Origin of the sequence: Pseudomonas sp. HN11 (genome assembly GCF_021390155.1) — a bacterium.
Taxonomy (GTDB): Bacteria; Pseudomonadota; Gammaproteobacteria; order Pseudomonadales; family Pseudomonadaceae; genus Aquipseudomonas.
Genome location: NZ_CP089985.1, coordinates 3682696 through 3708133, shown reverse-complemented (window position 1 = coordinate 3708133; position 25438 = coordinate 3682696). Strand labels below are relative to the sequence as shown.

At 59.9% G+C, this 25438-nt stretch carries 31 protein-coding genes; 14 read left to right on the top strand and 17 right to left on the bottom strand.

The window, feature by feature from the left end:
• Positions 1 to 181 precede the first annotated feature (181 nt).
• Positions 182 to 1438 (top strand): NADP-dependent isocitrate dehydrogenase, encoded by a 1257-nt coding sequence (gene icd, locus LVW35_RS16695; protein WP_028616796.1) that lies wholly within the window; start codon positions 182 to 184, stop codon positions 1436 to 1438.
• 72 nt (positions 1439 to 1510) lie between these two features.
• On the opposite strand, the gene cspD is transcribed toward icd, so the two are convergent.
• Positions 1511 to 1777: a cold shock domain-containing protein CspD gene (gene cspD, locus LVW35_RS16690; protein WP_326489586.1), complete on the bottom strand. Its 267-nt coding sequence runs from the start codon at positions 1775 to 1777 to the stop codon at positions 1511 to 1513.
• A gap of 218 nt (positions 1778 to 1995) precedes the next feature.
• Between cspD and clpS the strand changes: the two genes are divergently transcribed.
• Positions 1996 to 2364, top strand: coding sequence for an ATP-dependent Clp protease adapter ClpS (clpS, locus tag LVW35_RS16685; RefSeq protein WP_005789091.1), 369 nt, complete (start codon positions 1996 to 1998; stop codon positions 2362 to 2364).
• 29 nt (positions 2365 to 2393) lie between these two features.
• Positions 2394 to 4664 (top strand): ATP-dependent Clp protease ATP-binding subunit ClpA, encoded by a 2271-nt coding sequence (gene clpA, locus LVW35_RS16680; RefSeq protein WP_033896823.1) that lies wholly within the window; start codon positions 2394 to 2396, stop codon positions 4662 to 4664.
• 153 nt (positions 4665 to 4817) lie between these two features.
• Here the strand turns inward: clpA and infA are convergent, their stop codons facing one another.
• From infA to aat, 3 genes are all read right to left on the bottom strand, one after another.
• The gene (infA, locus tag LVW35_RS16675; protein ID WP_002553999.1) at positions 4818 to 5036 is read right to left on the bottom strand and encodes a translation initiation factor IF-1; all 219 of its coding nucleotides are present in this window, start codon (positions 5034 to 5036) and stop codon (positions 4818 to 4820) included.
• 100 nt (positions 5037 to 5136) lie between these two features.
• The gene (locus LVW35_RS16670) at positions 5137 to 5844 is read right to left on the bottom strand and encodes an arginyltransferase (RefSeq protein ID WP_233891169.1); all 708 of its coding nucleotides are present in this window, start codon (positions 5842 to 5844) and stop codon (positions 5137 to 5139) included.
• Between the two features lie 55 nt (positions 5845 to 5899).
• A complete protein-coding gene (gene aat, locus LVW35_RS16665) occupies positions 5900 to 6580 on the bottom strand; it encodes a leucyl/phenylalanyl-tRNA--protein transferase (RefSeq protein ID WP_233891168.1) in 681 nt (226 codons plus the stop codon).
• A gap of 270 nt (positions 6581 to 6850) precedes the next feature.
• Here aat and LVW35_RS16660 point away from each other — a divergent pair, with 270 nt between their 5' ends.
• Genes LVW35_RS16660 through cysG form a run of 7 tightly spaced genes read left to right on the top strand, consistent with a single transcriptional unit; the run spans position 6851 to position 14562 of the window.
• Positions 6851 to 7102 carry a hypothetical protein gene (locus LVW35_RS16660; RefSeq protein WP_233891167.1) on the top strand — a complete coding sequence of 84 codons (252 nt, stop codon included), beginning with the start codon at positions 6851 to 6853 and terminating at the stop codon, positions 7100 to 7102.
• A complete protein-coding gene (locus LVW35_RS16655) occupies positions 7077 to 9485 on the top strand; it encodes a DNA translocase FtsK (protein ID WP_233891166.1) in 2409 nt (802 codons plus the stop codon). The genes LVW35_RS16660 and LVW35_RS16655 overlap by 26 nt, the downstream gene beginning before the upstream one ends.
• 54 nt (positions 9486 to 9539) lie before the next feature.
• On the top strand, positions 9540 to 10163 hold the full coding sequence (gene lolA / locus LVW35_RS16650; protein WP_016975527.1) for an outer membrane lipoprotein chaperone LolA: 624 nt from the start codon (positions 9540 to 9542) through the stop codon (positions 10161 to 10163).
• Positions 10164 to 10173: 10 nt separating this feature from the next.
• Positions 10174 to 11496 carry a replication-associated recombination protein A gene (locus LVW35_RS16645; protein ID WP_233891165.1) on the top strand — a complete coding sequence of 441 codons (1323 nt, stop codon included), beginning with the start codon at positions 10174 to 10176 and terminating at the stop codon, positions 11494 to 11496.
• On the top strand, positions 11496 to 11870 hold the full coding sequence (gene crcB, locus LVW35_RS16640; protein ID WP_233891164.1) for a fluoride efflux transporter CrcB: 375 nt from the start codon (positions 11496 to 11498) through the stop codon (positions 11868 to 11870). The genes LVW35_RS16645 and crcB overlap by 1 nt, the downstream gene beginning before the upstream one ends.
• A 16-nt stretch (positions 11871 to 11886) precedes the next feature.
• Positions 11887 to 13167, top strand: a complete 1281-nt coding sequence (gene serS, locus LVW35_RS16635) for a serine--tRNA ligase (protein ID WP_233891163.1) — start codon at positions 11887 to 11889, stop codon at positions 13165 to 13167.
• Positions 13168 to 14562 carry a siroheme synthase CysG gene (gene cysG / locus LVW35_RS16630; RefSeq protein ID WP_233891162.1) on the top strand — a complete coding sequence of 465 codons (1395 nt, stop codon included), beginning with the start codon at positions 13168 to 13170 and terminating at the stop codon, positions 14560 to 14562.
• Between the two features lie 66 nt (positions 14563 to 14628).
• Here cysG and LVW35_RS16625 read toward each other — a convergent pair whose 3' ends face one another.
• The 6 genes from LVW35_RS16625 to tusD form a co-directional block, all read right to left on the bottom strand.
• Positions 14629 to 15630: a glutathione S-transferase family protein gene (locus LVW35_RS16625; RefSeq protein WP_233891161.1), complete on the bottom strand. Its 1002-nt coding sequence runs from the start codon at positions 15628 to 15630 to the stop codon at positions 14629 to 14631.
• Positions 15631 to 15718: 88 nt separating this feature from the next.
• On the bottom strand, positions 15719 to 16720 hold the full coding sequence (locus tag LVW35_RS16620) for a glycosyl transferase family protein (RefSeq protein WP_233891160.1): 1002 nt from the start codon (positions 16718 to 16720) through the stop codon (positions 15719 to 15721).
• Positions 16717 to 17052 carry a TusE/DsrC/DsvC family sulfur relay protein gene (locus tag LVW35_RS16615; RefSeq protein WP_233891159.1) on the bottom strand — a complete coding sequence of 112 codons (336 nt, stop codon included), beginning with the start codon at positions 17050 to 17052 and terminating at the stop codon, positions 16717 to 16719. The genes LVW35_RS16620 and LVW35_RS16615 overlap by 4 nt, the downstream gene beginning before the upstream one ends.
• Positions 17049 to 17327, bottom strand: a complete 279-nt coding sequence (gene tusB / locus LVW35_RS16610; RefSeq protein WP_028616783.1) for a sulfurtransferase complex subunit TusB — start codon at positions 17325 to 17327, stop codon at positions 17049 to 17051. Before tusB ends, LVW35_RS16615 begins: the two co-directional genes overlap by 4 nt.
• Positions 17327 to 17677 (bottom strand): sulfurtransferase complex subunit TusC, encoded by a 351-nt coding sequence (gene tusC, locus LVW35_RS16605; protein WP_233891158.1) that lies wholly within the window; start codon positions 17675 to 17677, stop codon positions 17327 to 17329. The genes tusB and tusC overlap by 1 nt, the downstream gene beginning before the upstream one ends.
• A gap of 1 nt (position 17678) precedes the next feature.
• The gene (tusD, locus tag LVW35_RS16600; RefSeq protein ID WP_233891157.1) at positions 17679 to 18071 is read right to left on the bottom strand and encodes a sulfurtransferase complex subunit TusD; all 393 of its coding nucleotides are present in this window, start codon (positions 18069 to 18071) and stop codon (positions 17679 to 17681) included.
• A gap of 157 nt (positions 18072 to 18228) precedes the next feature.
• Between tusD and LVW35_RS16595 the strand changes: the two genes are divergently transcribed.
• Entirely contained in the window at positions 18229 to 19392 is a 1164-nt protein-coding gene (locus LVW35_RS16595; RefSeq protein ID WP_233891156.1) for a CaiB/BaiF CoA transferase family protein, read from the top strand.
• A gap of 3 nt (positions 19393 to 19395) precedes the next feature.
• Here LVW35_RS16595 and LVW35_RS16590 read toward each other — a convergent pair whose 3' ends face one another.
• On the bottom strand, positions 19396 to 19890 hold the full coding sequence (locus LVW35_RS16590) for a SprT family zinc-dependent metalloprotease (protein WP_233891155.1): 495 nt from the start codon (positions 19888 to 19890) through the stop codon (positions 19396 to 19398).
• 127 nt (positions 19891 to 20017) lie between these two features.
• On the bottom strand, positions 20018 to 20620 hold the full coding sequence (locus tag LVW35_RS16585; RefSeq protein ID WP_177052079.1) for a Yip1 family protein: 603 nt from the start codon (positions 20618 to 20620) through the stop codon (positions 20018 to 20020).
• Positions 20621 to 20882: 262 nt separating this feature from the next.
• Between LVW35_RS16585 and ttcA the strand changes: the two genes are divergently transcribed.
• Both ttcA and LVW35_RS16575 read left to right on the top strand, forming a co-directional pair.
• Positions 20883 to 21707 carry a tRNA 2-thiocytidine(32) synthetase TtcA gene (gene ttcA / locus LVW35_RS16580; RefSeq protein WP_233891154.1) on the top strand — a complete coding sequence of 275 codons (825 nt, stop codon included), beginning with the start codon at positions 20883 to 20885 and terminating at the stop codon, positions 21705 to 21707.
• Between the two features lie 67 nt (positions 21708 to 21774).
• Positions 21775 to 22446: a DNA-3-methyladenine glycosylase I gene (locus tag LVW35_RS16575; protein ID WP_233891153.1), complete on the top strand. Its 672-nt coding sequence runs from the start codon at positions 21775 to 21777 to the stop codon at positions 22444 to 22446.
• Between the two features lie 84 nt (positions 22447 to 22530).
• Here LVW35_RS16575 and LVW35_RS16570 read toward each other — a convergent pair whose 3' ends face one another.
• From LVW35_RS16570 to arsC, 3 genes are read right to left on the bottom strand one after another with little or no spacing between them, the layout of a single operon-like run.
• On the bottom strand, positions 22531 to 22947 hold the full coding sequence (locus LVW35_RS16570) for a DUF2069 domain-containing protein (RefSeq protein WP_233891152.1): 417 nt from the start codon (positions 22945 to 22947) through the stop codon (positions 22531 to 22533).
• On the bottom strand, positions 22931 to 23545 hold the full coding sequence (gene wrbA / locus LVW35_RS16565; protein ID WP_233891151.1) for an NAD(P)H:quinone oxidoreductase: 615 nt from the start codon (positions 23543 to 23545) through the stop codon (positions 22931 to 22933). Before wrbA ends, LVW35_RS16570 begins: the two co-directional genes overlap by 17 nt.
• Entirely contained in the window at positions 23542 to 23895 is a 354-nt protein-coding gene (gene arsC / locus LVW35_RS16560; RefSeq protein ID WP_233891150.1) for an arsenate reductase (glutaredoxin), read from the bottom strand. The genes wrbA and arsC overlap by 4 nt, the downstream gene beginning before the upstream one ends.
• A 115-nt stretch (positions 23896 to 24010) precedes the next feature.
• Here arsC and LVW35_RS16555 point away from each other — a divergent pair, with 115 nt between their 5' ends.
• The gene (locus LVW35_RS16555) at positions 24011 to 24472 is read left to right on the top strand and encodes a TlpA disulfide reductase family protein (RefSeq protein ID WP_233891149.1); all 462 of its coding nucleotides are present in this window, start codon (positions 24011 to 24013) and stop codon (positions 24470 to 24472) included.
• A gap of 69 nt (positions 24473 to 24541) precedes the next feature.
• On the opposite strand, the gene LVW35_RS16550 is transcribed toward LVW35_RS16555, so the two are convergent.
• Positions 24542 to 24946: an META domain-containing protein gene (locus LVW35_RS16550; protein ID WP_233891148.1), complete on the bottom strand. Its 405-nt coding sequence runs from the start codon at positions 24944 to 24946 to the stop codon at positions 24542 to 24544.
• Entirely contained in the window at positions 24943 to 25383 is a 441-nt protein-coding gene (locus LVW35_RS16545) for a hypothetical protein (protein WP_233891147.1), read from the bottom strand. The genes LVW35_RS16550 and LVW35_RS16545 overlap by 4 nt, the downstream gene beginning before the upstream one ends.
• Between the last annotated feature and the right edge of the window lie 55 nt (positions 25384 to 25438).

Sequence of the window (25438 nt, the reverse complement as noted above, 5' to 3'; positions counted from 1 at the left end):
AGGTTGCGACCAAGGTTGCACGATGTGCTCAAGATTGGCGATTTTGCCTTTGCTTTCAGGCTTGTAGACGACAAATTATGCTGTTTTCGATGCAAATGAGCATGGCGTGAGGTTTCAGTCGCCATTTATCTGGAGTAGGCTCGAACGCAGCCAGATGTTCAATCCATAGATGGAGTTCAGCATGGGATACAAGAAGATTCAGGTTCCGGCAGTCGGCGATAAAATCACCGTCAATGCAGACCATTCTCTCAATGTTCCTGACCAACCGATCATCCCTTACATCGAAGGTGACGGTATCGGCGTCGACATCAGCCCGGTGATGATCAAGGTGGTCGACGCAGCTGTTGAAAAGGCCTACGGCGGCAAGCGCAAAATCTCCTGGATGGAGGTGTATGCCGGCGAAAAGGCCACTCAAGTCTACGACCAAGACACCTGGTTGCCCCAGGAAACCCTGGATGCGGTCAAGGACTACGTGGTTTCAATCAAGGGTCCGCTGACCACTCCCGTCGGTGGCGGCATCCGTTCGCTGAACGTGGCCCTGCGCCAACAGCTCGATCTGTATGTGTGCCTGCGCCCGGTGCGCTGGTTCGAAGGCGTGCCCAGCCCAGTCAAAAAGCCTGGCGATGTGGACATGACCATCTTCCGTGAAAACTCCGAAGACATTTACGCCGGTATCGAGTGGAAGGCCGGTTCGCCCGAAGCGATCAAGGTGATCAAGTTCCTGAAGGAAGAAATGGGCGTCACCAAGATCCGTTTCGACCAGGATTGCGGGATTGGCGTGAAGCCGGTCTCCAAGGAAGGGACCAAGCGCCTGGCGCGTAAAGCCCTGCAATATGTAGTGGATAACGACCGCGACTCACTGACCATCGTGCACAAAGGCAACATCATGAAGTTCACCGAAGGTGCCTTCAAGGAATGGGCCTACGAAGTGGCGGCCGAAGAATTTGGCGCCACACTGCTCGACGGCGGCCCTTGGATGCAGTTCAAGAACCCGAAGACCGGCAAGAACGTGGTGGTCAAGGACGCCATTGCCGACGCCATGCTCCAGCAGATCCTGCTGCGCCCCGCTGAATATGACGTGATCGCGACCCTCAACCTGAACGGCGACTACCTGTCTGATGCCCTGGCGGCAGAAGTGGGCGGTATCGGTATTGCGCCGGGGGCCAACCTGTCGGACACCGTGGCGATGTTCGAGGCGACACACGGTACTGCGCCCAAGTATGCGGGCAAGGATCAGGTCAATCCGGGATCGTTGATTTTGTCGGCGGAGATGATGCTGCGTCACATGGGATGGACCGAAGCAGCGGATTTGATCATCAAGGGCACCAATGGCGCGATTTCTGCCAAGACCGTGACGTATGACTTCGAGCGTCTGATGGACGGTGCCACCTTGGTATCTTCGTCAGGCTTCGGTGATGCGCTGATTTCACACATGTAAACAATGGGTATAAAACCGGCCATACCGTAAACGAAATGGCCGGTTTTTATTGAGCGCCTGCTCGTCGGCCGCTTAGGCCAATTGCTCTTTTGATTTTTGAGCAGCGCCATCTTTTGCTGTGCCGATGGTGACTGGCGCACTGATTTCAACTGCGTGCTTGCCTTTGGGCCCCTGAATAATCTCAAAGGAGACCGGCTGCCCCGCCTTCAGCGTTTTATAACCTTCCATTTTGATCGCTGAGTAATGCGCAAAAAGGTCTTCATTCTCGCCGTCTGCATTAATGAAGCCGTACCCTTTGGCATTGTTGAACCACTTGACCTTACCGCTTGCCATACCCATATCCCTCTGCACCAGACTCCATCACTGGAGTATCATCCAGTTTATCCGTCCTAACCCGAATAAATAAGGTTGACTGCGCGGACCTTTTTTACCCACTGTGGGTTCTATTGGTTGTAACACCGTTTCGCCGATAGTCAAGGCGACCAGTCGGTCAGAGTTGAAATTCTGACAGGTCGCCCCCACCACTGTAATTGAACCACTGACGAACCTTTCTTTCCATGCATGCAAACAGCCAGATTCGACTAACATTCAATCAGGATCGACCGGATCAGGAACATGATGACGACGGTTCTGCAGGCATTGCTGTTCAGGAGGCCAAGCCTGCTCTACAGGCGCCGCCGATGTACAAGGTGGTTTTGTTCAATGATGACTACACACCGATGGATTTCGTGGTCGAAGTGCTCGAGGTGTTTTTTAACCTGAACCGCGAGTTGGCGACCAAGGTAATGCTGGCCGTTCACACAGAAGGACGGGCAGTATGTGGAGTGTTTACCCGCGACATCGCCGAGACAAAGGCCATGCAGGTCAACCAGTACGCCAGGGAAAGCCAGCATCCGCTACTCTGTGAAATCGAGAAGGACGGTTAACGCCGACCACTTGGGTATGAGGTGAAGCTATGTTAAACCGCGAGCTCGAAGTCACCCTCAATCTTGCCTTCAAGGAGGCTCGTTCGAAGCGTCATGAATTCATGACCGTCGAGCACCTGCTGCTGGCACTTTTGGACAATGAAGCTGCCGCCACCGTTTTGCGTGCGTGTGGCGCCAACCTCGACAAACTCAAGCATGACCTGCAGGAGTTTATCGACTCCACGACGCCACTTATTCCAGTCCACGATGAAGACCGTGAAACCCAGCCAACCCTGGGTTTCCAGCGGGTGCTTCAGCGTGCCGTGTTCCATGTTCAGAGCTCCGGTAAGCGTGAAGTCACAGGCGCCAATGTGCTTGTGGCGATTTTCAGCGAACAGGAAAGCCAGGCAGTGTTCCTGCTCAAACAGCAGAGCGTTGCCCGTATCGATGTCGTCAACTACATCGCCCACGGTATCTCCAAGGTGCCTGGGCACGGCGATCATTCGGAGGGTGAGCAGGATATGCAGGACGACGAAGGTGGTGAGTCTTCTTCTTCGGGCAATCCACTGGATGCCTATGCCAGCAACCTCAACGAACTGGCGCGCCAGGGGCGGATCGATCCGTTGGTGGGGCGTGAGCTTGAAGTTGAACGCGTGGCGCAGATCCTTGCACGTCGTCGCAAGAACAACCCGTTGCTGGTGGGTGAGGCTGGCGTGGGTAAGACCGCGATTGCCGAAGGCCTGGCCAAGCGCATCGTCGACAACCAGGTGCCGGACTTGCTGGCCAACAGCGTCGTCTACTCTCTTGACTTGGGCGCCTTGCTCGCCGGGACCAAGTACCGTGGCGATTTCGAGAAACGTTTCAAGGCGTTGCTCGGTGAGTTGAAGAAACGCCCGCAGGCGATCCTGTTCATTGATGAAATCCACACCATCATCGGTGCCGGTGCCGCGTCGGGTGGGGTGATGGATGCCTCCAACCTGCTCAAACCGCTGCTGTCGTCGGGTGATATCCGTTGCATTGGTTCGACTACGTTCCAGGAATTCCGTGGGATCTTTGAAAAAGACCGTGCCCTGGCGCGCCGCTTCCAGAAGGTTGACGTGTCCGAGCCTTCGGTTGAAGACACCATCGGCATCCTGCGCGGGCTCAAGGGGCGCTTTGAAGCGCACCATGGCATCGAGTACACCGATGAGGCCCTGCGTTCAGCCGCTGAGCTGGCGTCACGCTACATCAATGATCGTCACATGCCCGACAAGGCCATTGACGTGATTGACGAGGCGGGTGCCTATCAGCGTCTGCAGCCGGTTGAGAAGCGTGTGAAGCGCATCGACGTGCCTCAGGTCGAGGATATCGTGGCGAAGATCGCGCGGATTCCGCCTAAACACGTCAACAGTTCCGATAAGGAGCTGCTGCGTAACCTGGAGCGTGACCTCAAGCTCACCGTATTCGGCCAGGATGCGGCCATCGACGCGTTGTCCACCGCGATCAAGTTGTCGCGTGCGGGCCTCAAGTCGCCGGACAAGCCTGTCGGCTCGTTCCTGTTCGCAGGCCCGACCGGCGTCGGCAAGACCGAAGCGGCGCGGCAGTTGGCCAAGGCAATGGGTATTGAGCTGGTGCGTTTCGACATGTCCGAATACATGGAGCGTCACACCGTGTCGCGCCTGATCGGTGCGCCTCCGGGCTATGTCGGTTTCGACCAGGGCGGCCTGTTGACCGAGGCGATCACCAAGCAGCCGCATTGTGTATTGCTGCTTGATGAAATCGAGAAAGCGCATCCTGAAGTCTTCAACTTGCTGCTGCAGGTGATGGACCACGGAACCCTCACCGACAACAACGGGCGCAAGGCGGACTTCCGCAACGTGATCGTGATCATGACCACCAACGCGGGTGCCGAAACGGCCGCGCGGGCCTCGATCGGCTTCAGCCATCAGGATCACTCTTCCGATGCGATGGAAGTGATCAAGAAGAGCTTCACGCCAGAGTTCCGCAACCGCCTGGACACCATTATCCAGTTTGGTCGTCTCAGTCATGAGGTCATCAAAAGCGTGGTGGACAAGTTCCTCACCGAGCTTCAGGCGCAGCTGGAAGACAAGCGCGTGCAGTTGGATGTCACGGAAGCGGCGCGCAGTTGGATCGCCGAGGGCGGCTACGATGCGGCAATGGGCGCACGCCCAATGGCACGTCTGATCCAGGACAAGATCAAGCGGCCACTGGCCGAAGAGATCCTGTTTGGCGAGCTTTCCGACCATGGTGGCGTGGTACACATCGACCTGAAGGACGGCGAGCTGACCTTCGAGTTCGAAACCACGGCTGAAATGGCCTGATCGAGCTGCGATAAAGCAAAGGCGCCGAAAGGCGCCTTTTTGCTGCTTCGCAAACGAGGGGGATCAAGCCCGCTCCCGCAGGAGATTTGTGGTGCCAGGTAAATCGCACATACAAAAACGCCCGGCATAGCCGGGCGTTTTGTATTGACTTGCTTAGCGAGCGCGGTAAGTGATGCGCCCTTTGCTCAAGTCATAGGGCGTCAGCTCGACGCGCACTTTGTCACCGGTAAGAATACGAATGTAGTTCTTGCGCATCTTGCCGGAGATATGCGCGGTTACGACGTGCCCATTTTCCAACTCCACACGAAACATGGTGTTGGGCAGGGTGTCGACGACAGTGCCTTCCATTTCGAAGCTGTCTTCTTTCGACATGCAGTAAAGCCCTCGGTATCCAGTGAATGGCCCGGTGCAACTGCGCCAGGCAAAAGCGGCGTGCATTGTGCCCGAAAAAGGGTGTTCAAGCCAAGGGGTTCTAGTTAACCACGACCCATCTTTGATTAATCAGCAGTTCTATGGGCCGATATTGGGTCTTGTAGTTCATCTTTTTGCAGTTCTTGATCCAGTACCCGAGGTACACCGCTTCCAATTCCAGGCGCAAAGCTTCGCCAATTTGCCAGAGGATTGCGTAGCGTCCAAGGCTACGACGTTCTTCGGTCGGCTCATAGAAGGTGTAGACCGCCGACAAGCCATTAGGCAGCAAATCGGTTACGGCTACCGCCACCAACCGGCCGTCGGCGCGAAACTCATAGAAGCGCGAGAAGGGCAGGTCACGTACCAGGAATGTGGAAAACTGGTCGCGGCTGGGCGGGAACATATCGCCATCCGCGTGTCGCTCCTCGATATAGCGCTGGTAAAGGTCGAAGTATTCTTCGGTGAACCGTGGCTTGGTCGGCGTCACCGTCAGGTCGGCATTGCGCTTGAGGATGCGTTTCTGATTACGGTCCGGTAGAAACTGCGCCACGGGGATGCGTGCCGGTACGCAGGCATTGCAGTTCTGGCAATGGGGCCGGTACAGATGATCACCGCTGCGCCGAAAGCCCATCTCCGACAGGTCGGCATACACATGCACGTCCATAGGCTGGCTGGGGTCGAGGAACAGTGTGGTGGCCTGCTCGTCGGGCAGATAGCTGCAAGAGTGGGGTTGAGTGGCATAAAACTTCAAACGCGCCAACTCGGTCATGATCAACCCTCGGATAAGCTTTGAAATAAGTGTAAGCCAGGAGCGCGGAAGTCGCCTAGGAAACCCACGGTCCAGTGCTGGGTTGATCCAGATGGTCGCGCAGGAAACCTGCGAAGTCGTTGCGGGATATGGCGCGAGCGCCCAGGCTGTGCAGATGATCGTTGGGCATCTGGCAGTCGATCAGTACAAAGCCCCATTCTTGTAATTGGTGGGTCAGCGTGGCGAAGCCGAATTTCGAGGCATTGTCGGCGCGGCTGAACATGGACTCGCCAAAAAACAGCTGGCCCATCGCCAAGCCATACAAGCCCCCCACCAGATTGCCGTCTTCCCAAACCTCCACCGAATGCGCGTAGCCCCGCTGGTGCAGTTCCAGGTAGGCGCTTTGGATGCTTTCGGTGATCCAGGTGCCGTCGGCATAGGCACGCGGTGCGGCGCAGGCCTGGATGACGGCGGCGAAGTCCTGATCGAAGGTCACCGTGTAGCGCTGCTGGCGCAACAGCTTGCCCAGGCTGCGCGATACGTGCAGTTCGTCGGGGAATATGACGGTGCGCGGGTCGGGCGACCACCAGAGGATAGGCTGTCCCTCCGAAAACCACGGGAAGCAGCCATGGCGATAGGCTTGTACCAGCCGCTCGGCCGATAAATCGCCACCGGCGGCGAGTAGGCCATTGGGTTCACGCATGGCCTTGGCCAATGGAGGGAACGTCAGAGAATCGCGTTGTAACCAGGTCAGCATGGTATCCAGGCTTATGGAAGGGGAGGGGAGTGGCAGGTATGACACCTGCTGGCGCAGTGCTGATTATTGTCGACATGGCGCCATCGGGCCAGCCCGAATCAGCCATTGGGGTGGATTAGCGTGAGCAGGTGTTTCTGCAACTCTGTGCCAGGGAAGTGGTCGTAATCGGGTCTGTACCATGAAGGCCATTTGCCAAGTTGGCCTGGATTGATAAAAACAGCGCATAAGCCTTTGTCAGCAAAGACAATGCATGCTCAAATTGAACAGGGTATGACACTCTACTGGCTATGCTGCCGAGTGAAGGGCAAGGGCGTGGCATCGTCGGCACAAACCCGTACAATGCGGGCATTGTGGTGCTTTCGTCATTTCATCCAGCAATCGCCCGATGTTAAAAGTAGATTCAACGACGCACGTTCATTTTTCAGCTGCTCGGATTGGGCAGTATTTGCAGTCATTCAACAGATGGACGCGCTAACGGCGCAGGAAAAGACCCGTTTTGAAGAAATCCGCCGCAACACCTAAAGCAGCAGTCGTGCCGGCCTGGCGCCAGCACCTGCATTATCGTCTCAAGGAAGGTGCGCTGATCGCGATCGGCGCGCTGTGCCTGTTCCTGATGATGGCCTTGCTCACTTACGGCAAGGATGATCCGGGCTGGAGCCACAACAGCAAGATCGAAGACGTGCAGAACTTCGGCGGGCCTGCCGGTTCCTACAGCGCCGATATCCTGTTCATGGTGCTGGGTTACTTCGCCTATATCTTCCCCTTGCTGCTGGCGATCAAGACCTGGCAGATCTTCCGTCAGCGCCACGAGCCATGGCAGTGGAGCGGCTGGCTGTTCTCCTGGCGCCTGATCGGCCTGGTGTTCCTGGTGTTGTCCGGCGCTGCGCTGGCGCATATCCATTTTCATGCACCGACCGGCCTGCCGGCGGGCGCGGGCGGGGCGCTGGGCGAAAGCCTGGGCGACCTGGCGCGCAGGTCCCTGAATATCCAGGGCAGCACGCTGATGTTCATCGCACTGTTCCTGTTCGGCCTCACAGTGTTCACCGACCTGTCGTGGTTCAAGGTGATGGACGTGACCGGCAAGATCACCCTCGACCTGCTGGAGCTGTTCCAGGGTGCCGCCAACCGTTGGTGGGCAGCCCGAGTCGATCGCAAGCGTATGGTCGCCCAGTTGCGCGAGGTGGATACCCGCGTCAATGAGGTAGTGGCTCCGACCACACCGGATCGGCGCGAACAGGCTAAGGTCAAGGAACGCCTGATCGAGCGCGAGCAGGCCTTGAGCAAGCACATGTCGGACCGCGAGAAGCAGGTGCCGCCGGTGATCGCCCCGGCACCGCCCAAGGCCCCCGAGCCGAGCCATCGCGTGCAGAAAGAGAAACAGGCGCCGCTGTTCATCGACAGCGCCGTCGAAGGCACCTTGCCGCCGATCTCGATCCTCGATCCGGCCGAAAAGAAACAACTCAATTACTCACCGGAATCCCTGGCGGCCGTCGGCCATCTGCTGGAAATCAAGCTCAAGGAATTCGGCGTCGAAGTGTCGGTGGATTCCATCCATCCCGGCCCGGTGATCACCCGGTACGAAATCCAGCCGGCCGCCGGCGTGAAGGTCAGCCGCATCGCCAACCTGGCGAAGGACCTGGCCCGTTCCCTGGCCGTGACCAGCGTGCGTGTGGTCGAGGTCATCCCCGGCAAGACCACCGTGGGTATCGAGATTCCCAACGAAGACCGCCAGATCGTGCGCTTCTCCGAAGTACTGTCGACCCCGGAGTACGACAACTTCAAATCGCCGGTCACCCTGGCCCTGGGCCACGATATCGGCGGCAAGCCGGTGATCACCGACCTGGCGAAAATGCCGCACTTGCTGGTGGCCGGTACCACCGGTTCCGGTAAGTCGGTGGGTGTGAACGCGATGATCCTGTCGATCCTGTTCAAGTCCGGTCCGGACGACGCCAAGCTGATCATGATCGACCCGAAGATGTTGGAGTTGTCGATCTACGAAGGCATTCCACACCTGCTCTGCCCGGTCGTCACCGACATGAAGGACGCCGCCAACGCCCTGCGCTGGAGCGTCGCCGAGATGGAGCGCCGCTACAAGCTGATGGCGAAGATGGGCGTGCGGAACCTGTCGGGCTTCAATGCCAAGATCAAGGAAGCCCAAGAGCGCGGCGAGACGATCGATGACCCGTTGTACAAGCGCGAAAGCATTCACGACGAAGCGCCGAAACTGACCAAGCTGCCGACCATTGTGGTGGTGGTCGACGAATTCGCCGACATGATGATGATCGTCGGCAAGAAGGTCGAAGAGCTGATCGCGCGTATCGCCCAGAAGGCGCGGGCTGCGGGTATTCACTTGATCCTCGCCACCCAGCGTCCGTCGGTGGACGTGATCACGGGTTTGATCAAGGCCAACATTCCGACGCGCATGGCGTTCCAGGTGTCGAGCAAGATCGACTCGCGGACCATCATCGACCAGGGCGGCGCCGAACAACTGCTCGGCCACGGTGACATGCTCTACATGCCGCCGGGCACCAGCCTGCCGATCCGCGTCCACGGCGCGTTTGTTTCCGACGATGAAGTCCATCGTGTAGTAGAAGCGTGGAAGCTGCGTGGCGCGCCGGAATACAACGACGATATTCTCACGGGTGTTGAAGAGGCCGGCAGTGGCTTCGACGGCGGCAGCGGCGGCGGCGACGATGATGCCGAAACCGACGCGCTGTACGACGAGGCCGTGGCCTTCGTGCTGGAAAGCCGTCGCGCCTCCATTTCGGCAGTGCAGCGTAAACTGAAGATCGGCTACAACCGCGCCGCCCGTATGATCGAAGCCATGGAAAACGCCGGCGTCGTGACCGCAATGAACACCAACGGCTCGCGCGAAGTGATTGCCCCTGGGCAGATGCGCGACTGATCCCGTGCCGCGTGGCAGCACGTGGCGCGCCCTGAACACTCAATGAGGACTCCCATGCGCCTTATCCGCATGCTGTTGTTGCCGGCACTGGCCCTGACTGCTGTTTCGGCCCACGCTGACCCGGCCTCCGTGGCCAGCCTGAAGAACCTGTTGGACAAATCCCAGACCCTGACCGCGCGCTTCTCGCAGTTGACGCTCGATGCTGGTGGCACCCAGTTGCAGGAAACTGCAGGCGAAATGGCCGTGCAGCGTCCTGGCCTGTTCTACTGGCACACTGAAGGCAAGGCTGAACAGACCATCGTGTCTGATGGCCAGAAGGTCACGCTGTGGGACCCGGACCTGGAGCAGGCCACCATCAAGAAGCTCGACCCGCGCCTGAACCAGACCCCCGCGTTGTTGCTGTCGGGTGATGTGTCGAAGATCAACGACAGCTTCGACATCACCTCCAAGCAAACCAGCAACGTGATCGAGTTCACCCTCAAGCCGAAATCCAAGGACACGCTATTCGATACGCTGTCCCTGTCGTTCGGCAATGGCGTGATCAACAACATGCGCCTGGTCGACAGTGTCGGCCAACGCACCGATATCCTGTTCTCCGGGGTCAAGGCCAACCAGCCGGTGCCTGCCTCCAAGTTCAAGTTCGACATCCCCAAGGGTGCCGACGTGATCCAGGAATAACACGCTGCCCATGGACCTGTTTCGAAGTGACCCGATTGCCCAGCCATTGGCCGCGCGCTTGCGTTCGACCAACCTGGATGAGTACGTCGGTCAGGAACACCTGCTGGCTCGCGGCAAGCCTTTGCGCGAAGCCCTGGAGCAGGGTGCGCTGCACTCGATGATTTTCTGGGGGCCGCCGGGGGTGGGCAAGACCACCTTGGCGCGGTTGCTGGCAAAGGTCTCGGATGCGCACTTTGAAACAGTCTCGGCGGTCCTGGCAGGGGTCAAGGAGATCCGCCAGGCGGTGGAAGTTGCCAAGCAACAGGCCGGTCAATACGGCAAGCGCACTATCCTGTTTGTCGATGAAGTGCACCGCTTCAACAAATCGCAGCAGGATGCGTTTTTGCCCTATGTGGAAGATGGCACGCTGATCTTTATCGGCGCCACCACCGAAAACCCTTCGTTCGAACTGAACAACGCATTGCTCTCGCGGGCGCGGGTCTATGTGCTGAAAAGCCTGGACGAGGCCGCCATGCGGAAGCTGTTGCAGCGGGCCCTGAATGAAGACAAGGGCCTGGGTAAGCGGCAACTCAGCGTCAGCGAGGAGGGCTTCAAGATCCTGCTGGCCGCCGCCGATGGTGATGGTCGCCGCTTTCTCAACCTGGTGGAGAACGCCTCCGACCTGGCCGAAGACGGCAGCGAGATTGGCGTCGACCTCCTGCAAAGCCTGCTCGGCGACACGCGGCGGCGTTTCGACAAGGGCGGTGAAGCCTTCTACGACCAGATCTCGGCCCTGCATAAATCCGTGCGCGGCTCCAACCCGGACGGCGCGCTGTACTGGTTCGCGCGCATGATCGACGGTGGTTGCGACCCGCTGTACCTCGCCCGCCGCGTCGTACGCATGGCCAGCGAAGACATCGGCAACGCCGACCCGCGCGCATTGAGCCTGTGCCTTGCCGCCTGGGACGTGCAGGAGCGCCTCGGCAGCCCGGAAGGCGAGCTGGCGGTGGCCCAGGCCATCACCTATCTTGCCTGTGCGCCGAAGAGCAACGCGGTGTACATGGGCTTCAAGTCGGCCCTGCGTGCCGCCGCCGAATACGGCTCCCTCGAAGTGCCGATGCACCTGCGCAACGCGCCGACCAAGCTGATGAAACAACTGGGTTATGGTGATGAATATCGCTACGCCCATGATGAACCGGACGCCTATGCGGCCGGTGAAGACTACTTCCCCGATGAACTTGAGCCACTCCCGCTCTATCAGCCAGTGCCCCGTGGCCTGGAACTGAAGATTGGCGAAAAGCTCAGTCACCTCGCACAACTCGATCGACTCAGTCCCAAACAGCGGAGAAAGTAGTGTTCAAGACGATTCTTGCCGTGTCCGCAGCCGGCATCGCTGGTACATTATTGCGTTTCGCCGCCGGCACTTGGGTCAGCGCCCATTGGCCGAAGCATTTTTATGCGGCGACCCTGGCGGTCAACCTGGTGGGTTGCCTGATTATCGGCTTGCTGTACGGCTGGTTCCTGTTGCGCCCGGAAGTGCCGATTGAAATTCGCGCCGGCTTGATTGTCGGCTTTGTAGGCGGTCTGACGACCTTTTCATCCTTTTCACTGGATACGCTACGCCTGCTGGAAAGCGGGCAGGCCCTGACCGCCTTCGGGTACCTGGGCATCAGCGTGTTCGGCGGGCTGCTCGCCACCTGGGCCGGCCTGTCCTTGACCAAACTTTGATAAACGAGAGACCGACATGCTCGATTCCAAACTGTTACGTAGCAACCTTCAGGACGTAGCGGACCGCCTGGCATCCCGTGGCTTTGCCTTGGATGTCTCGCGCATCGAAGCGCTGGAAGAACAGCGCAAGACCGTCCAGACCCGCACCGAAGCACTGCAGGCTGAGCGTAATGCGCGTTCCAAATCCATCGGTCAGGCCAAGCAGCGCGGCGAAGACATCGCGCCGCTGATGGCAGATGTCGAGCGCATGGGCACCGAGCTGTCCGAAGGCAAGGTCGAGCTGGACAAGATCCAGACCGAGCTGGATTCGATCCTACTGGGCATCCCCAACATCCCCCACGAATCCGTGCCGATTGGCGCAGACGAAGACGGCAACGTCGAAGTGCGTCGTTGGGGCACGCCTAAAGCCTTCGATTTCGAGATCAAGGACCACGTCGCCCTGGGCGAATTGACCGGTGGCCTGGATTTCGAAACCGCCGCCAAGATGTCCGGCGCGCGCTTTGCCTTGCTGCGTGGCCCGATCGCGCGCATGCACCGTGCCCTGGCGCAGTTCATGATCAACCTGCACACCGGCGAACACGGTTACGAAGAAGCCTACACCCCTTATCTGGTGCAGGCGCCGGCGCTGATGGGTACCAGCCAGCTGCCGAAATTCGAAGAAGACCTGTTCAAGATCAGCCGCGACGGCGAAGCCGACCTTTACCTCATCCCCACCGCCGAAGTGTCGCTGACCAACATCGTCGCTGGTGAGATCCTCGACGCCAAGCAACTGCCGATCAAGTTCGTCGCCCATAGCCCGTGCTTTCGCAGTGAAGCCGGCGCGTCGGGTCGCGATACCCGCGGCATGATCCGCCAGCACCAGTTCGACAAGGTCGAGATGGTGCAGGTGGTCGAGCCGTCGATGTCCATGGAAGCCCTGGAAGGCCTGACCGCCAACGCCGAACGCGTCCTGCAACTGCTGGAGCTGCCATACCGCGTACTGGCGTTGTGCACTGGCGACATGGGTTTCAGCGCTGTGAAGACCTATGACCTTGAAGTGTGGGTGCCGAGCCAGGACAAGTACCGCGAGATTTCGTCGTGCTCCAACTGCGGTGATTTCCAGGCCCGTCGCATGCAGGCGCGCTTCCGTAACCCGGAAACCGGCAAGCCGGAGCTGGTGCACACCCTCAACGGTTCCGGCCTGGCTGTAGGCCGTACCCTGGTGGCGGTGCTGGAAAACTATCAGCAGGCCGACGGTTCGATCCGCGTACCGGAAGTGCTCAAGCCGTACATGGCGGGCGTTGAGGTCATCCGCTAAATGGAATTTCTGCCGCTGTTTCATAACCTGCGCGGCAGTCGTGTGTTGGTCGTCGGTGGTGGGGAGATTGCCTTGCGCAAATCCCGGCTGCTGGCCGACGCCGGTGCGTTGCTGCGGGTGGTTGCTCCCCAGATCGAAGACCAGCTCACGGCGCTGGTACTGGGCAGTGGCGGAGAACTGATATTGCGCGGTTATCAGGAGGCGGACCTTGACGGTTGCACCCTGATCATCGCGGCAACCGACGACGAGCCGCTGAACGCGCAAGTGTCCAGCGATGCCAAGCGCCGCTGCGTACCGGTCAATGTGGTGGATGCGCCAGCCTTGTGCAGCGTGATCTTCCCGGCGATTGTCGATCGCTCACCCTTGGTGATCGCGGTGTCCAGCGGCGGTGATGCGCCGGTGCTGGCGCGCTTGATCCGCGCCAAGCTAGAAACCTGGATTCCGTCCACTTACGGTCAATTGGCCGGGTTGGCGGCGCGTTTTCGTGCGCAGGTCAAAGGTTTGTATCCGGATGTGCAGCAACGTCGGGCGTTCTGGGAAGAGGTTTTCCAAGGCCCGATTGCCGACCGTCAATTGGCAGGTCAAGGCGATGAGGCTGAGCGTCTGTTGATCGAAAAGGTCAATGGCGCGCCGCCCTATGCGCCGGGTGAGGTTTACCTGGTAGGTGCGGGCCCCGGTGACCCGGACCTGCTGACTTTCCGTGCCTTGCGCCTGATGCAGCAGGCCGACGTGGTGCTCTACGACCGTCTGGTCGCCCCGGCGATCCTGGAGCTCTGCCGCCGTGACGCCGAGCGCGTGTATGTCGGCAAGCGCCGCGCCGACCATGCCGTGCCTCAGGACCAGATCAACCAGCAACTGGTGGACCTGGCCAAGCAGGGCAAGCGCGTGCTGCGCCTCAAGGGTGGCGATCCGTTCATCTTTGGCCGGGGTGGCGAAGAGATCGAAGAACTGGCGGCCCACGGCATCCCGTTCCAGGTGGTGCCGGGGATCACCGCGGCCAGCGGTTGCGCGGCGTATGCCGGGATTCCGCTGACCCATCGCGATTATGCGCAGTCGGTGCGGTTTATCACCGGGCATCTGAAGGACGGGACATCGGACCTGCCTTGGCATGATCTGGTGGGGCCTTCGCAGACCCTGGTGTTCTACATGGGGTTGATTGGCTTGCCGATCATCTGCGAGCAACTGATCAAGCATGGGCGTGCACCGGATACCCCAGCAGCGCTGATCCAGCAGGGCACCACGTCCAACCAGCGCGTGTTTACCGGCACGCTGGCGGACCTGCCGCGCATGGTGGCGGAGCATGAAGTGCATGCGCCGACGCTGGTAATCGTGGGTGAAGTGGTGGTGTTGCGCGAGAAGCTCAAGTGGTTTGAGGGCGCTCAGTCCCAAATCTGAACGTGTCGCCTGCTTTTGTGGTGAGCGAGCTTGCCTCGCGCGACGCAAGTCCGTTCACCACAAATACTACTGGGCGACAAATACAGATTTGCCGCTCAACCTTTCTCGATCATGCTTTTCATCAAACTTCTGCAACGGCCCCTTCGGCACAATTCCCGTCGGATTGATTGTCCGGTGGCTGGCATAGTAATGCCCCTTGATGTGCGCAAAATCCACCGTCTCGGCCACACCCGGCCATTGATACAGTTCCCTTAACCAGCTCGACAGGTTCGGATAATCCGCAATCCTGCGCAGGTTGCATTTGAAGTGGCTGTAATACACTGCATCAAAGCGGATCAGTGTGGTAAACAACCGCACATCGGCTTCGGTCAAGTACTCGCCGGCCAGGTAGCGATGGTCGCCCAGATGCTGTTCCAGTTGATCCAACTGCGCGAATACATCCTCAAATGCACTCTCATATGCCTGCTGCGACGTCGCGAAGCCCGCGCGGTACACGCCGTTGTTCACAGCAGGGTAGATGCGCTCGTTCAGCGTGTCGATGGTCGCGCGCAGCGGCTCGGGGTAGAAGTCGAGGGTATTGCCGGTCAACTCATTGAACGCACTGTTGAACATGCGGATGATCTCCGCCGATTCATTGCTGACGATGCGCTTGAGCTTCTTGTCCCACAGTACCGGGACGGTGACGCGCCCGGTGTAGTCGGCAGTGTCGGCGGTGTAACGCTGGTGCATGAAGGCAAAGTCGTCGAGTTTGTCGCCGGTCGAGCCGTGGGCCTTATCGAAGGTCCAGCCGTTTTCCAGCATCAGCCAACTGACCACGGACACATCGATCTGGCTTTCCAGGCCTTTGAGCTTGCGCAGGATCAGGGTGCGATGGGCCCAGGGGCAGGCGAGAGAAACATAGAGGTGGTAACGACCGGCTTCGGCTTTGAAACCACCCTCACCACTCGGGCCAGGCGCACCGTCGGCGGTCACCCAGTTCCGGCGTTGCGCCTGTTCCCGTTGGAATGCGCCGTCTGCGCTACTTTCGTACCACTGGTCTTTCCAGTGTCCTTCGATCAGCAAGCCCATGACTGGCTCCTCAACTAATAAGCATTGGAGGCCAGTCTAAAGGGCTGAGTTCGATTTAAAAGCGCAAAGACCGGGCGATAATGATCGATTAAATCGATTTGTCCCGCGCATCCCAATATTGCTGGGCCATGGCGAACGCTTGTTCCCGTGGATGGCCCAGGCCGCGCAAAGCCAGGGCCATGGTCGCGATCAATGCCAGTTGCGGGTAACTGTCTTCGACATCACCGCGCCACAGCGCCTTCAGGTGTTCCGGTTCGAGTGTGGCCGGTTTGACGTGGCGCTGGATGGAGAGGGCGGGCCACGCTTCGTCCCAGCTTTCGCCGCCGGTGGTGCCGTAGAGATGGCTGGCCGAGTCGGGGTTGATCTCGATCTCGCCGCCATCGCCCTTCACCACGATCACGTTGTCGCCGAGCAGGCCGCTGGCATCGCGGTGCACACCCTGATAACCCGGATGGAAGATACTCTGCAGGCCCAGGCGCGCACTCAAGGGATTGAGCAAACGCGCCAGGGAGTGAATCGGCGAGCGCAGGCCCAGGGTGTTGCGCAAGTCGATCATGCGTTGCAGTTGCGGCGCCCAATCGCCCAGCGGGATAAATGCCAGGTTGCCTTGCGCGTAAGCCGCCTCGACCTGTTGCCAGTTCCGGCACAGGGGGATCTGCAAGCCTTCCAGCAATTGTTCGGTGTACAACCGGCCTGCCGTGTGCGTGCCGCCGCCGTGCATAAGGATGCGCACGCCATTTTGCGCCAGGCACTTGGCGGCCAGCAGGTACCACGGCAAATGGCGCTTCTTGCCGGCATAGGTCGGCCAGTCGACGTCCACGTTCAGCGCCGGGGCATCCAGGCGTTCACGCACGGCTTCGGTGAAACCGGCGAGTTCTTCCGGGCTTTCTTCCTTGTGGCGCAGCAGCATCAGGAAAGCGCCGAGCTGGGTGTCTTCGACTTTTTCGTCGAGCAACATGCCCATGGCTTCGCGGGCCTCCTCGCGGGTTAGGTTGCGCGCGCCGCGCTTGCCTTTACCCAAGATGCGCACGAACTGCGCAAACGGGTGTTCGGCAGGGGGTTCGAGGGTCAGCGGGGCAAAGTCGGTCATAAGCAATTCGTCGGCCTGGGCAGGCCCGCCAGCTTGGCGGCGAGTTTGGCGGGAGTGCCGTTGAACAGTTTGTTGAGGTGCAGGCTGTTGCCCTTTTCCGGGCCGAGTTTCAAGGCGGTGTACTTGATCAGCGGACGCGTGGCCGGGGACAGCTGGAATTCGGCATAGAACTGGCGCAGCAGTTCGAGAATTTCCCAGTGGGCCGGGGTCAGCTCCAGCGCCTCGGCGGCAGCCAGGGCCTGCGCGACCTCAGTGGACCAGTCGTTCAGATCAGCCAAATAGCCGTCCTTGTCCAGTTCCAGGGTGCGTGCGCCTACGGTCAGGGTGTTCATAGCCAGGTGTTGACCTTGTCGTAGTCGATCGACAGCTGCACGAAACCTGGGTAGTCCACGCTGTCGGCCCAGTCCGGCAGCGGCAGGTTGCGCGCCTGCATGTCTTCGGCCAGCACAAACACCTTCACGCCCTTGGTGTGCAGGGCCGGGGCGTGCAGCCCATAGGCGCCGTCGCCGCACAGCAGGATCGCGTCCTCGGCGCCGCAGATACGCAGGCAGCTGTCGAGGCGACTGTCGGAAAACGGGGAGTGAGACACCACGTGTAAAGTCGACATCAGAGGGTAATCACCTGGTCGTAACGGTCAATCAATTGGGAAATAGCTTCGTTGCTCAACGGTTGCGCCTCGGTGGGCGGCGTCAAGCCACGCACGGCCATGCTGTGACGGCAGACAAATACATCGTCGATGCCGAACAGCCCCAGTGCCTGCAGGTTGGCACTGAGGTCCTTTTGTTGCACGGCCTTGGCGTTCTGGTGCGCAGCGAGCTGGAACACGCCGTCATCCATGAACAGCAAGCCGATGGGCAGATCGAACGCGCCACCGGCCAGCACGATGTCCAGCGCTTCCCGTGCGCTCGGCCCTGACCATGGAGCCTGGCGGCTGATCACCAATAAGGATTCAGACATCTCACGGCCCTCCAAAACAGATCAGGCGGTCGGCATCCTGGATCGCATCATGTAATTGCCCCAGGCCAGACAGCGCCCAGGGCGCCTCCAGATTCACCGCTGTACGCTGATACCGTGTGGCTTCCTCCTGGTTGAGTACGCCACGGCGTAACGCGGCGGCGATGCACACCACGCCATCAAGCTGGTGCTGGCTGACAAACTCACGCCATTGGCGGGCAATGTCTTGCTCATCCTGGGGCGCAACGATGTTGTTGGACGCGCTGTGCACGCCGTCCTGATAGAAAAACAGCCGCACAATCTCATGCCCGCCGGCCAGCGCCGCCTGGGCGAACAGCAGGGCGCGGCGCGAGGAGGGCGCGTGGGCGGCGGAAAACAGGGCAATCGCAAACTTCATGGAACACTCTGCAAGCAAACGTGAGCCAATGATAAAGCCGCCGCCACGAAAAAGCCCGCCGTGATCAAAACGGTCACCTTTGCTGACTGTTTCGGCGATTGCCGGCAAGCGTACTGCTGCCTAGTCTGTGGGCAGTCGAAACGAAAATGGAGTGCCCATGTCAGGTCCCTTGGCGTCCCTCAAAGTGCTGGACTTTTCCACCCTGCTGCCTGGCCCGTTTGCCTCTCTGATGCTGGCGGACATGGGCGCCGAGGTGCTGCGCATCGAGTCGCCCACGCGCCTGGACCTGTTGCGCGTGCTGCCGCCCCATGATCAGGGCACGTCGGCCAGCCACGCCTACCTCAATCGTAACAAACGCAGTCTGGCGCTGGACCTCAAGCAGGCCGAGGCGCTGGAGATTGTGCGGGCGCTGGTGAAGGGCTACGACATCCTGCTCGAACAATTCCGGCCGGGGGTGATGGAGCGCCTGGGTTTGGGCTATGAGGCACTGAAAGCGATCAATCCCCGGCTGATTTATGTGTCGATAACCGGTTACGGCCAGACGGGACCCTATAAGGACCGCGCCGGGCACGATATCAATTACCTGGCGCTGGCCGGGGTGGCCAGTTACACCGGGCGCCAGGACAGCGGGCCTGTGCCCCTCGGCGTGCAATTGGCGGATGTGGGCGGTGGTTCGCTGCATGCGGTGGTGGGGTTGCTGGCGGCGGTCATCGCCCGGCAGCAGAGCGGAGTCGGCCAATACCTGGATGTGAGCATGACTGACTGCTCGTTCAGCCTGAACGCCATGGCCGGCGCGGGCTACCTGGCGTGTGGGGTAGAACCGGAGCGGGAGGGGCATGTGCTCAATGGCGGCAGTTTTTACGATTACTACCGCTCGCGGGATGGGCGCTGGATGTCAGTGGGCAGCCTGGAGCCTGGGTTTATGCAGCAGCTCTGCGACGCGCTGGGACGGCCGGAGCTGGCGGCACTGGGGTTGTCGCCCAAGCTCAAGATTGCGCTGCAAGTCGAGTTTGAGAAGCGCAGCTTTGATGAGTTGTGCACGTTGTTCGCCGGAGCGGATGCCTGTGTGGAGCCGGTGTTGAGCCTAAGTGAAGCGATGGAGCATCCACAGCTCAAGGCGCGGGCACTGGTCAGCCAGGTGCCGCGCGGCGATGGTTCCACCCAACCGCAACTGGCCTGCCCGTTGAAGTTTTCGGAAGGTTTACCGGCACCGCGACATGTGGGTGTCGCGGTGGGGGCGCACAGTGATGAGGTGTTGACGGAGTTGGGCCTGAGCCGCCGGCGAATCAGCGAGCTGCGCACAGCTCGCGTGATTGCCTGAGGTCTATTCGACGCGGGTTTCGCCGGTAAACACCAAGGTCTGCCGACACCGCCTGCACAAATACCGCCGCCCTCGAGCCACCATGCCATGGCGTTGTGAGGAGAACGGAAAGTCACTGTCCGCGCACGGGCATCGGTAGATATAGCGAGTCACCTGGCGACGCTTCACCTCATAGGTGTGGCAACGGTCCGGCGGTAGTTCGTAGACCCCACGCATGATCAATTGCCATTCCTCGCCATGGGGCTGGATACGCTCGCCAAACAACTGGTGGGCAATCAGATGCGCCACCTCATGGGCCACGGTCTGTTTCAGGAAATGTTGGCTGTTTTCACGGTACAACTGTGGGTTGAAACGCAGCAGGTTCTCGTGCAAATGCGCGACACCGGCCTTCTGGCCCCGTAGCTTGAGGCTGACCTGGGGGCGTTTGAAGCTTCGTTTGAAAAAGGATTCGGCTTGCAGGAAACAATCTTCGACGCGGGTATTGAGTTGCTCGGGCATGCTGTACATATCTCCAGAGACGTCCAGTATGCCGCAAAGCTGGGTGTTTCCGAATCTGTCAGGCGCCGAATGGTCATGCATGATGCACAAAGCCACCTTGCGGTGGCTTTGCCCAAGGGTTAAGAGGTCAGTTGGTGTAGATCGGGCCCACGCCCAGGCCCCAGACGATCACGGTAAACGCCATGATTGCCACCAATACCACCAGGCCCACGGCCAGTACCGAGCTGGAAAACAGGAAACCTTCATCCGGGTCGATATTCATGAAGGTCGGCAGCCCCACATAGAGCAGGTACACCGTGTAACAGATGGCCGCCGTACCCACGACCATGCCCAGCCACATATGCGGATAGAGTGCGGCCAGCCCGCCGATAAACAGAGGCGTAGCGGTGTAGGTGGCAAAGGCCACGCAGCGCGCCATGCTGGGGTTGGCGTCGTAAGTGCGGGCCATCCAGTGGATGAACGCGCCCATCACCGCCACGCCGCCGAGCATGGCGGCGTAGGACATAAGAGTCATCCACAGGGCGCTTTCCTGGGTCAGCATCACCGGCGCGCGATTGCCGATGACCCAGCCGACCTGGGTGGTGCCGATAAAGGCGGAGACGGCAGGGATCGCCGCGAGAATCAGGGTGTGAGTGAGGTACATGTGGCCGATGCTTTCTTCTTTATCGCCACGGATTTCCCGCCATTCCTGGTCGGGATGGGTAAACAGCCCCACGACGTGATGGATCATGCCTGTCACTCCTGTCGTTGTTACCATCGCCCCCCATCGGAGCGCCCACGGGCCAAATGGCCTCAAAGGTCTGGATAGATGTGCGACCTCTAGTGGCAGTATAGAAAGTGATGACCTGAATAACTGTAGGGCCTTTAGAGCAAATTGCGCTGTAAACATTGGGCTTAATCGCGGTGGGGTCTTTTACCACTAGCCCTTTTGATGTTTTTTTTGCGTAAAATACCCGGCTTTTCGTCACACACCTCTAGCGGATCCAAGCGCCATGGGCACTCTTACGGTCAACCAGAACAAACTGCAAAAACGCCTGCGTCGCCTGGCCGGTGAAGCGGTCGCCGATTTCAACATGATCGAGGATGGCGACAAGGTCATGGTTTGCCTCTCCGGCGGCAAAGACAGCTACACCATGCTTGACGTGTTGCTGCACCTGCAAAAGGTCGCGCCGATCAAGTTCGAGATCGTCGCCGTCAACATGGACCAGAAGCAACCGGGCTTCCCCGAGCATGTGCTGCCGGCGTACCTCAAGGAGCTGGGCGTCGAGTACCACATCGTCGAAAAAGACACGTACTCGGTGGTCAAGGAGCTGATTCCGGAAGGCAAGACCACCTGCTCGCTGTGCTCACGTCTGCGCCGTGGCACGCTGTACACCTTCGCCGATGAGATCGGCGCGACCAAGATGGCCCTGGGTCACCACCGCGACGACATCGTCGAGACCTTCTTCCTCAATATGTTCTTCAACGGCTCGCTCAAGGCCATGCCGCCCAAGCTGCGCGCCGATGACGGACGCAACGTAGTGATCCGCCCGCTGGCGTATTGCAACGAGAAGGACATCCAGGCCTACTCCGACCTCAAGCAGTTCCCGATCATCCCGTGCAACCTGTGCGGCTCCCAGGAAAACCTGCAACGCCAGGTGGTCAAGGAAATGCTGGTGGACTGGGAGCGCAAGACCCCGGGCCGTACCGAAAGCATCTTCCGCAGCTTGCAGAATGTGCAGCCGTCGCAGTTGGCCGACCGCAACCTGTTTGACTTCACCAGCTTGAAAATCGATGAAACCGCCGCCCCGCGCTTCGTCAATGTGGTGAACCTCTGAGCCATTTCAACGCTCTGACATACGGCGCTTGCGGGCGCCGTTTTCAATTAAATTGCCAGGAGAGGGCATGCGCGATTACAAGTGGCTGCACGAATACTGTCTGAACCGCTTCGGTTCGGCAGCCGAGCTGGAAGCCCATTTGCCTGTACCCAAGACCCCAGCGCAATTGCGCAAGATCAAAGATGATCGCTACCTGTCGACCCTGGCGCTGCGCGTGTTTCGCGCGGGCTTGAAGCACAGCGTGGTGGATGCCAAGTGGCCGGCCTTCGAGCAAGTGTTCTTCGGCTTCGACCCGGAAAAGGTCGTGCTGATGGGCGCCGAGCACCTGGAGCGGCTGATGCAGGACACGCGCATCATCCGTCACCTGGGCAAGCTCAAGAGCGTGCCGCGCAATGCGCAGATGATCCTCGATATTGAGCAGGAGAAGGGCAGCTTTGGTGCCTTTGTCGCTGAATGGCCGGTGACCGATATCGTCGGGCTGTGGAAATACCTGAGCAAGCATGGCCATCAACTCGGCGGGTTATCAGCGCCGCGCTTCCTGCGCATGGTCGGCAAGGACACCTTTGTGCCGAGTTATGATGTGGTGGCGGCGCTGAATGCACAGAAGATCGTCGACAAGGCGCCGACCAGCCTGCGCGATCTGGCGACGGTGCAGGGCGCGTTCAACCAGTGGCACGCCGAGAGCGGGCGGCCGATGTGCCAGTTGTCGATGATGTTGGCTTACACCGTCAATCATTAAGACCGAGGTGAGGCCTTCGCGAGCAAGCCCCACATTTGGAATGCATTCCCCTGTGGGAGCGGGCTTGCTCGCGAAGACTGACTTTCAGGCGACCCGGGCTTCAGCCAGGCGGCGATTCAACTGATGCCGCCAGCGCACATACAGCAACGCGGTGCAAAACACCGCCAAGCTCGCCAGCATCTCCAACACCCCGAACCACTGCCGGTTCGGGTCATACGCCGCCAGCGCGCCCTTGATGAAATACAGGTTCACTACAAAGCACATCCACGAATGCCCGCGCGCGCTGCCCAGCAGCATGCCCGGCGCGAGCACCAGCAGCGGCACCAGTTCGATCAGCAGGATCACCCACGGCCGTGCGCCGTGCAGGTCGGCGACGAACAGGTAGTACACGCAGAGCAGCCCCACCAGCCCAAAAAACGCCAGCAGGCTCAGCACGCGTGCCAGCTTCACCCGTGGCTCCAGCCACGCCTGGGGTGGCAAGACCTTAGGCTTTCTGGCCACTGCCGCTCTCCAGCAAGGTCGCGGTAGTCGCTAGACGCAGACCAAGGGCACGGCACAGAGCGATTTCATGTGGATCGAGCATGCGCTTGCCATCGGGCCCGGCATGGTGGCTGGCGCCATACGGCGTGCCGCCACCCTGGGTATCCAGCAACGCCTGTTCGCTGTACGGCAGGCCGGTGATCAGCATGCCATGGTGCAGCAGCGGCAGCAGCATCGACATCAGCGTGGTTTCCTGACCGCCGTGGAGGCTGGCGGTGGAGGTGAACACCCCGGCCGGCTTGCCGACGAGGGCGCCGGTAAGCCACAGGTTGCTGGTGCCGTCGATGAAGTATTTGAGCGGCGCGGCCATGTTGCCGAAGCGGGTCGGGCTGCCCAGGGCCAGGCCTGAGCAGTGCTTCAGGTCATCCAGGCTGGCATACAGCGCGCCTTCGTCCGGGATGCTCGGCGCCACGGCTTCGCACTCGGTGGAGATCGCCGGCACGGTGCGCAAGCGCGCTTCCATGCCGCCTTGCTCGATGCCCCGGGCAATCTGCCGGGCCATTTCGCTCACCGAGCCATTGCGGCTGTAATACAACACCAGCACATAGGGCGACGTCACGGCAGGATCTCCAGTACGTTTTCCGGCGGTCGGCCAATGATGGCTTTGTCGGCGGTTTCCAGGATCGGGCGTTCCATCAGCTTCGGATGCTCAGCAATGGCGGCAATCAACTGTGCTTCGCTGAGGCTGGCGTCGGCCAGGTTGAGGGTCTTGTATTCGTCTTCGCCGGTGCGCAGCAGTTGGCGGGCGCTGAACCCCAGTTTGCCCAGCAACGCCTTCAATTGCGCAGCGTCCAGCGGGGTTTCCAGGTAGCGCACCACGTTGGGCGAAAGGCCGCGGGCTTCGAGCAGTTCCAGCGCACCGCGGGATTTCGAGCAGCGCGGGTTGTGATAAAGCGTCAGATCGGTCATGTGCGGGTCGCATCTTGCGTAAGGTGGCGGGTATTCTACCCGCGCAGCGACCTGTCCTTAAACCGTAAGAGGCGATAGGCCGCAGCCAACGTTCATTTTTGCGAAGGATTACCCCATGACAAGGCGACTGATCGGTGCATTGGCGATCATCACAACCCTGCTGCTCAGCGGCTGCGGTAACGATTACGGCGTTGACCAATACGGCAAGAAGGTAGCGTCCGAACGCTTGGACAAGCAGTGGTTGGTGGTCAACTACTGGGCCGAATGGTGTGGCCCGTGCCGCACGGAAATCCCCGAACTCAATGCCTTGGCCGAGCAGTTGAAGGCGCAGAACGTTGGCGTGTTCGGGGTCAACTTCGACAATGTGCAGGGTGAAGAGCTCAAAGCCGCCAGCGACAAGCTGGGCATCAAATTCACAGTGCTGGCGCAGAACCCGGAAGATATTTTCGATATTCCACGCAGCGAAGCCTTGCCGGTGACCTACATCATTGATGACAAGGGCAAGGTGCGCGAGCAGTTGATGGGTGAGCAAACGGCGGAAGGCGTATTGGCAAGACTCAAGGCCCTGCGCGGCTAAAGCAACAACTCAAAACAAATGCGGGAGCGGGCTTGCTCGCTCCCACACTTGGATCGCGAGAAGCCAGGGTTAACCCTCTTCGAGCCACAGGCGAATCGGCAGGCCCTCGGCCGGCCAGAAGCGCGTCTGTTCGATCGGCGAGATATCCCAGCGCTGCACCCCTTGCAAGGCCTGGAAGAAGCGATGTTCCTGCTCCATCAAGGCTTCGGCGCAGAGTTTGCGGGTGCTGCCGATTTTGCCGAAAGTGAGCGTATTGCCCTCGACGGTGTACGGCGCAAACCAGTGGTTGCACCCGCCATTGCCGTAGGCGCGGCCATCGGCACCGAGGGTGACGGTCAGGTGCGCGTAGTCCATCAGTGGCCGTTCACCAATCCATTCCACCACGTAGCTGTGATCCTGCTTGAGCTTGACCGAGTCCCCAGCGCAACCCGTCAAGGCCGCCCCGAGGGCGGCGAGCAGAAGCAGGCCTTTCATTGCGCGGCCTTCTGGCATGTCGGGCAACGGTGTTTGTCGCCCTCGCTGGCCCAGCCCAACTCGGCAATGCGCGCGTTGGCGGCGGGTTGCAGCGGTTCTTTGCTCAGCTTGGTTTCCACCGCAAATTCGAACTCCAGCACCGCATCGCAGCTGTCGCAGTTGACCTTCCAGGTGTGAATCTCCAACTCGCCGAACTTCGGCCCCTGGGCCATGGCGACCCACTGGCCCGCCGGGCGGATGGAGTAGCGCGCGTCACCTTCGACAGTGAGGCGCATCGACAGGGTTTTACTGCCGCGCAGGGAGACGATCAAAATGTCACCATGCTTGATCGAACCACCATTGCCAGTGACTTGGTAACGGCCAGGCACCAGGGCGCGGCATTCGATCAGGGTGTGTTGCGGGCTCAGCAAACTGAAGCGGAAATCGTGTTCGGCCATGGATCCTCCAAATAGGCGCGGCATCCTATCACGGGTGCTGGCTCATCATGAGCCT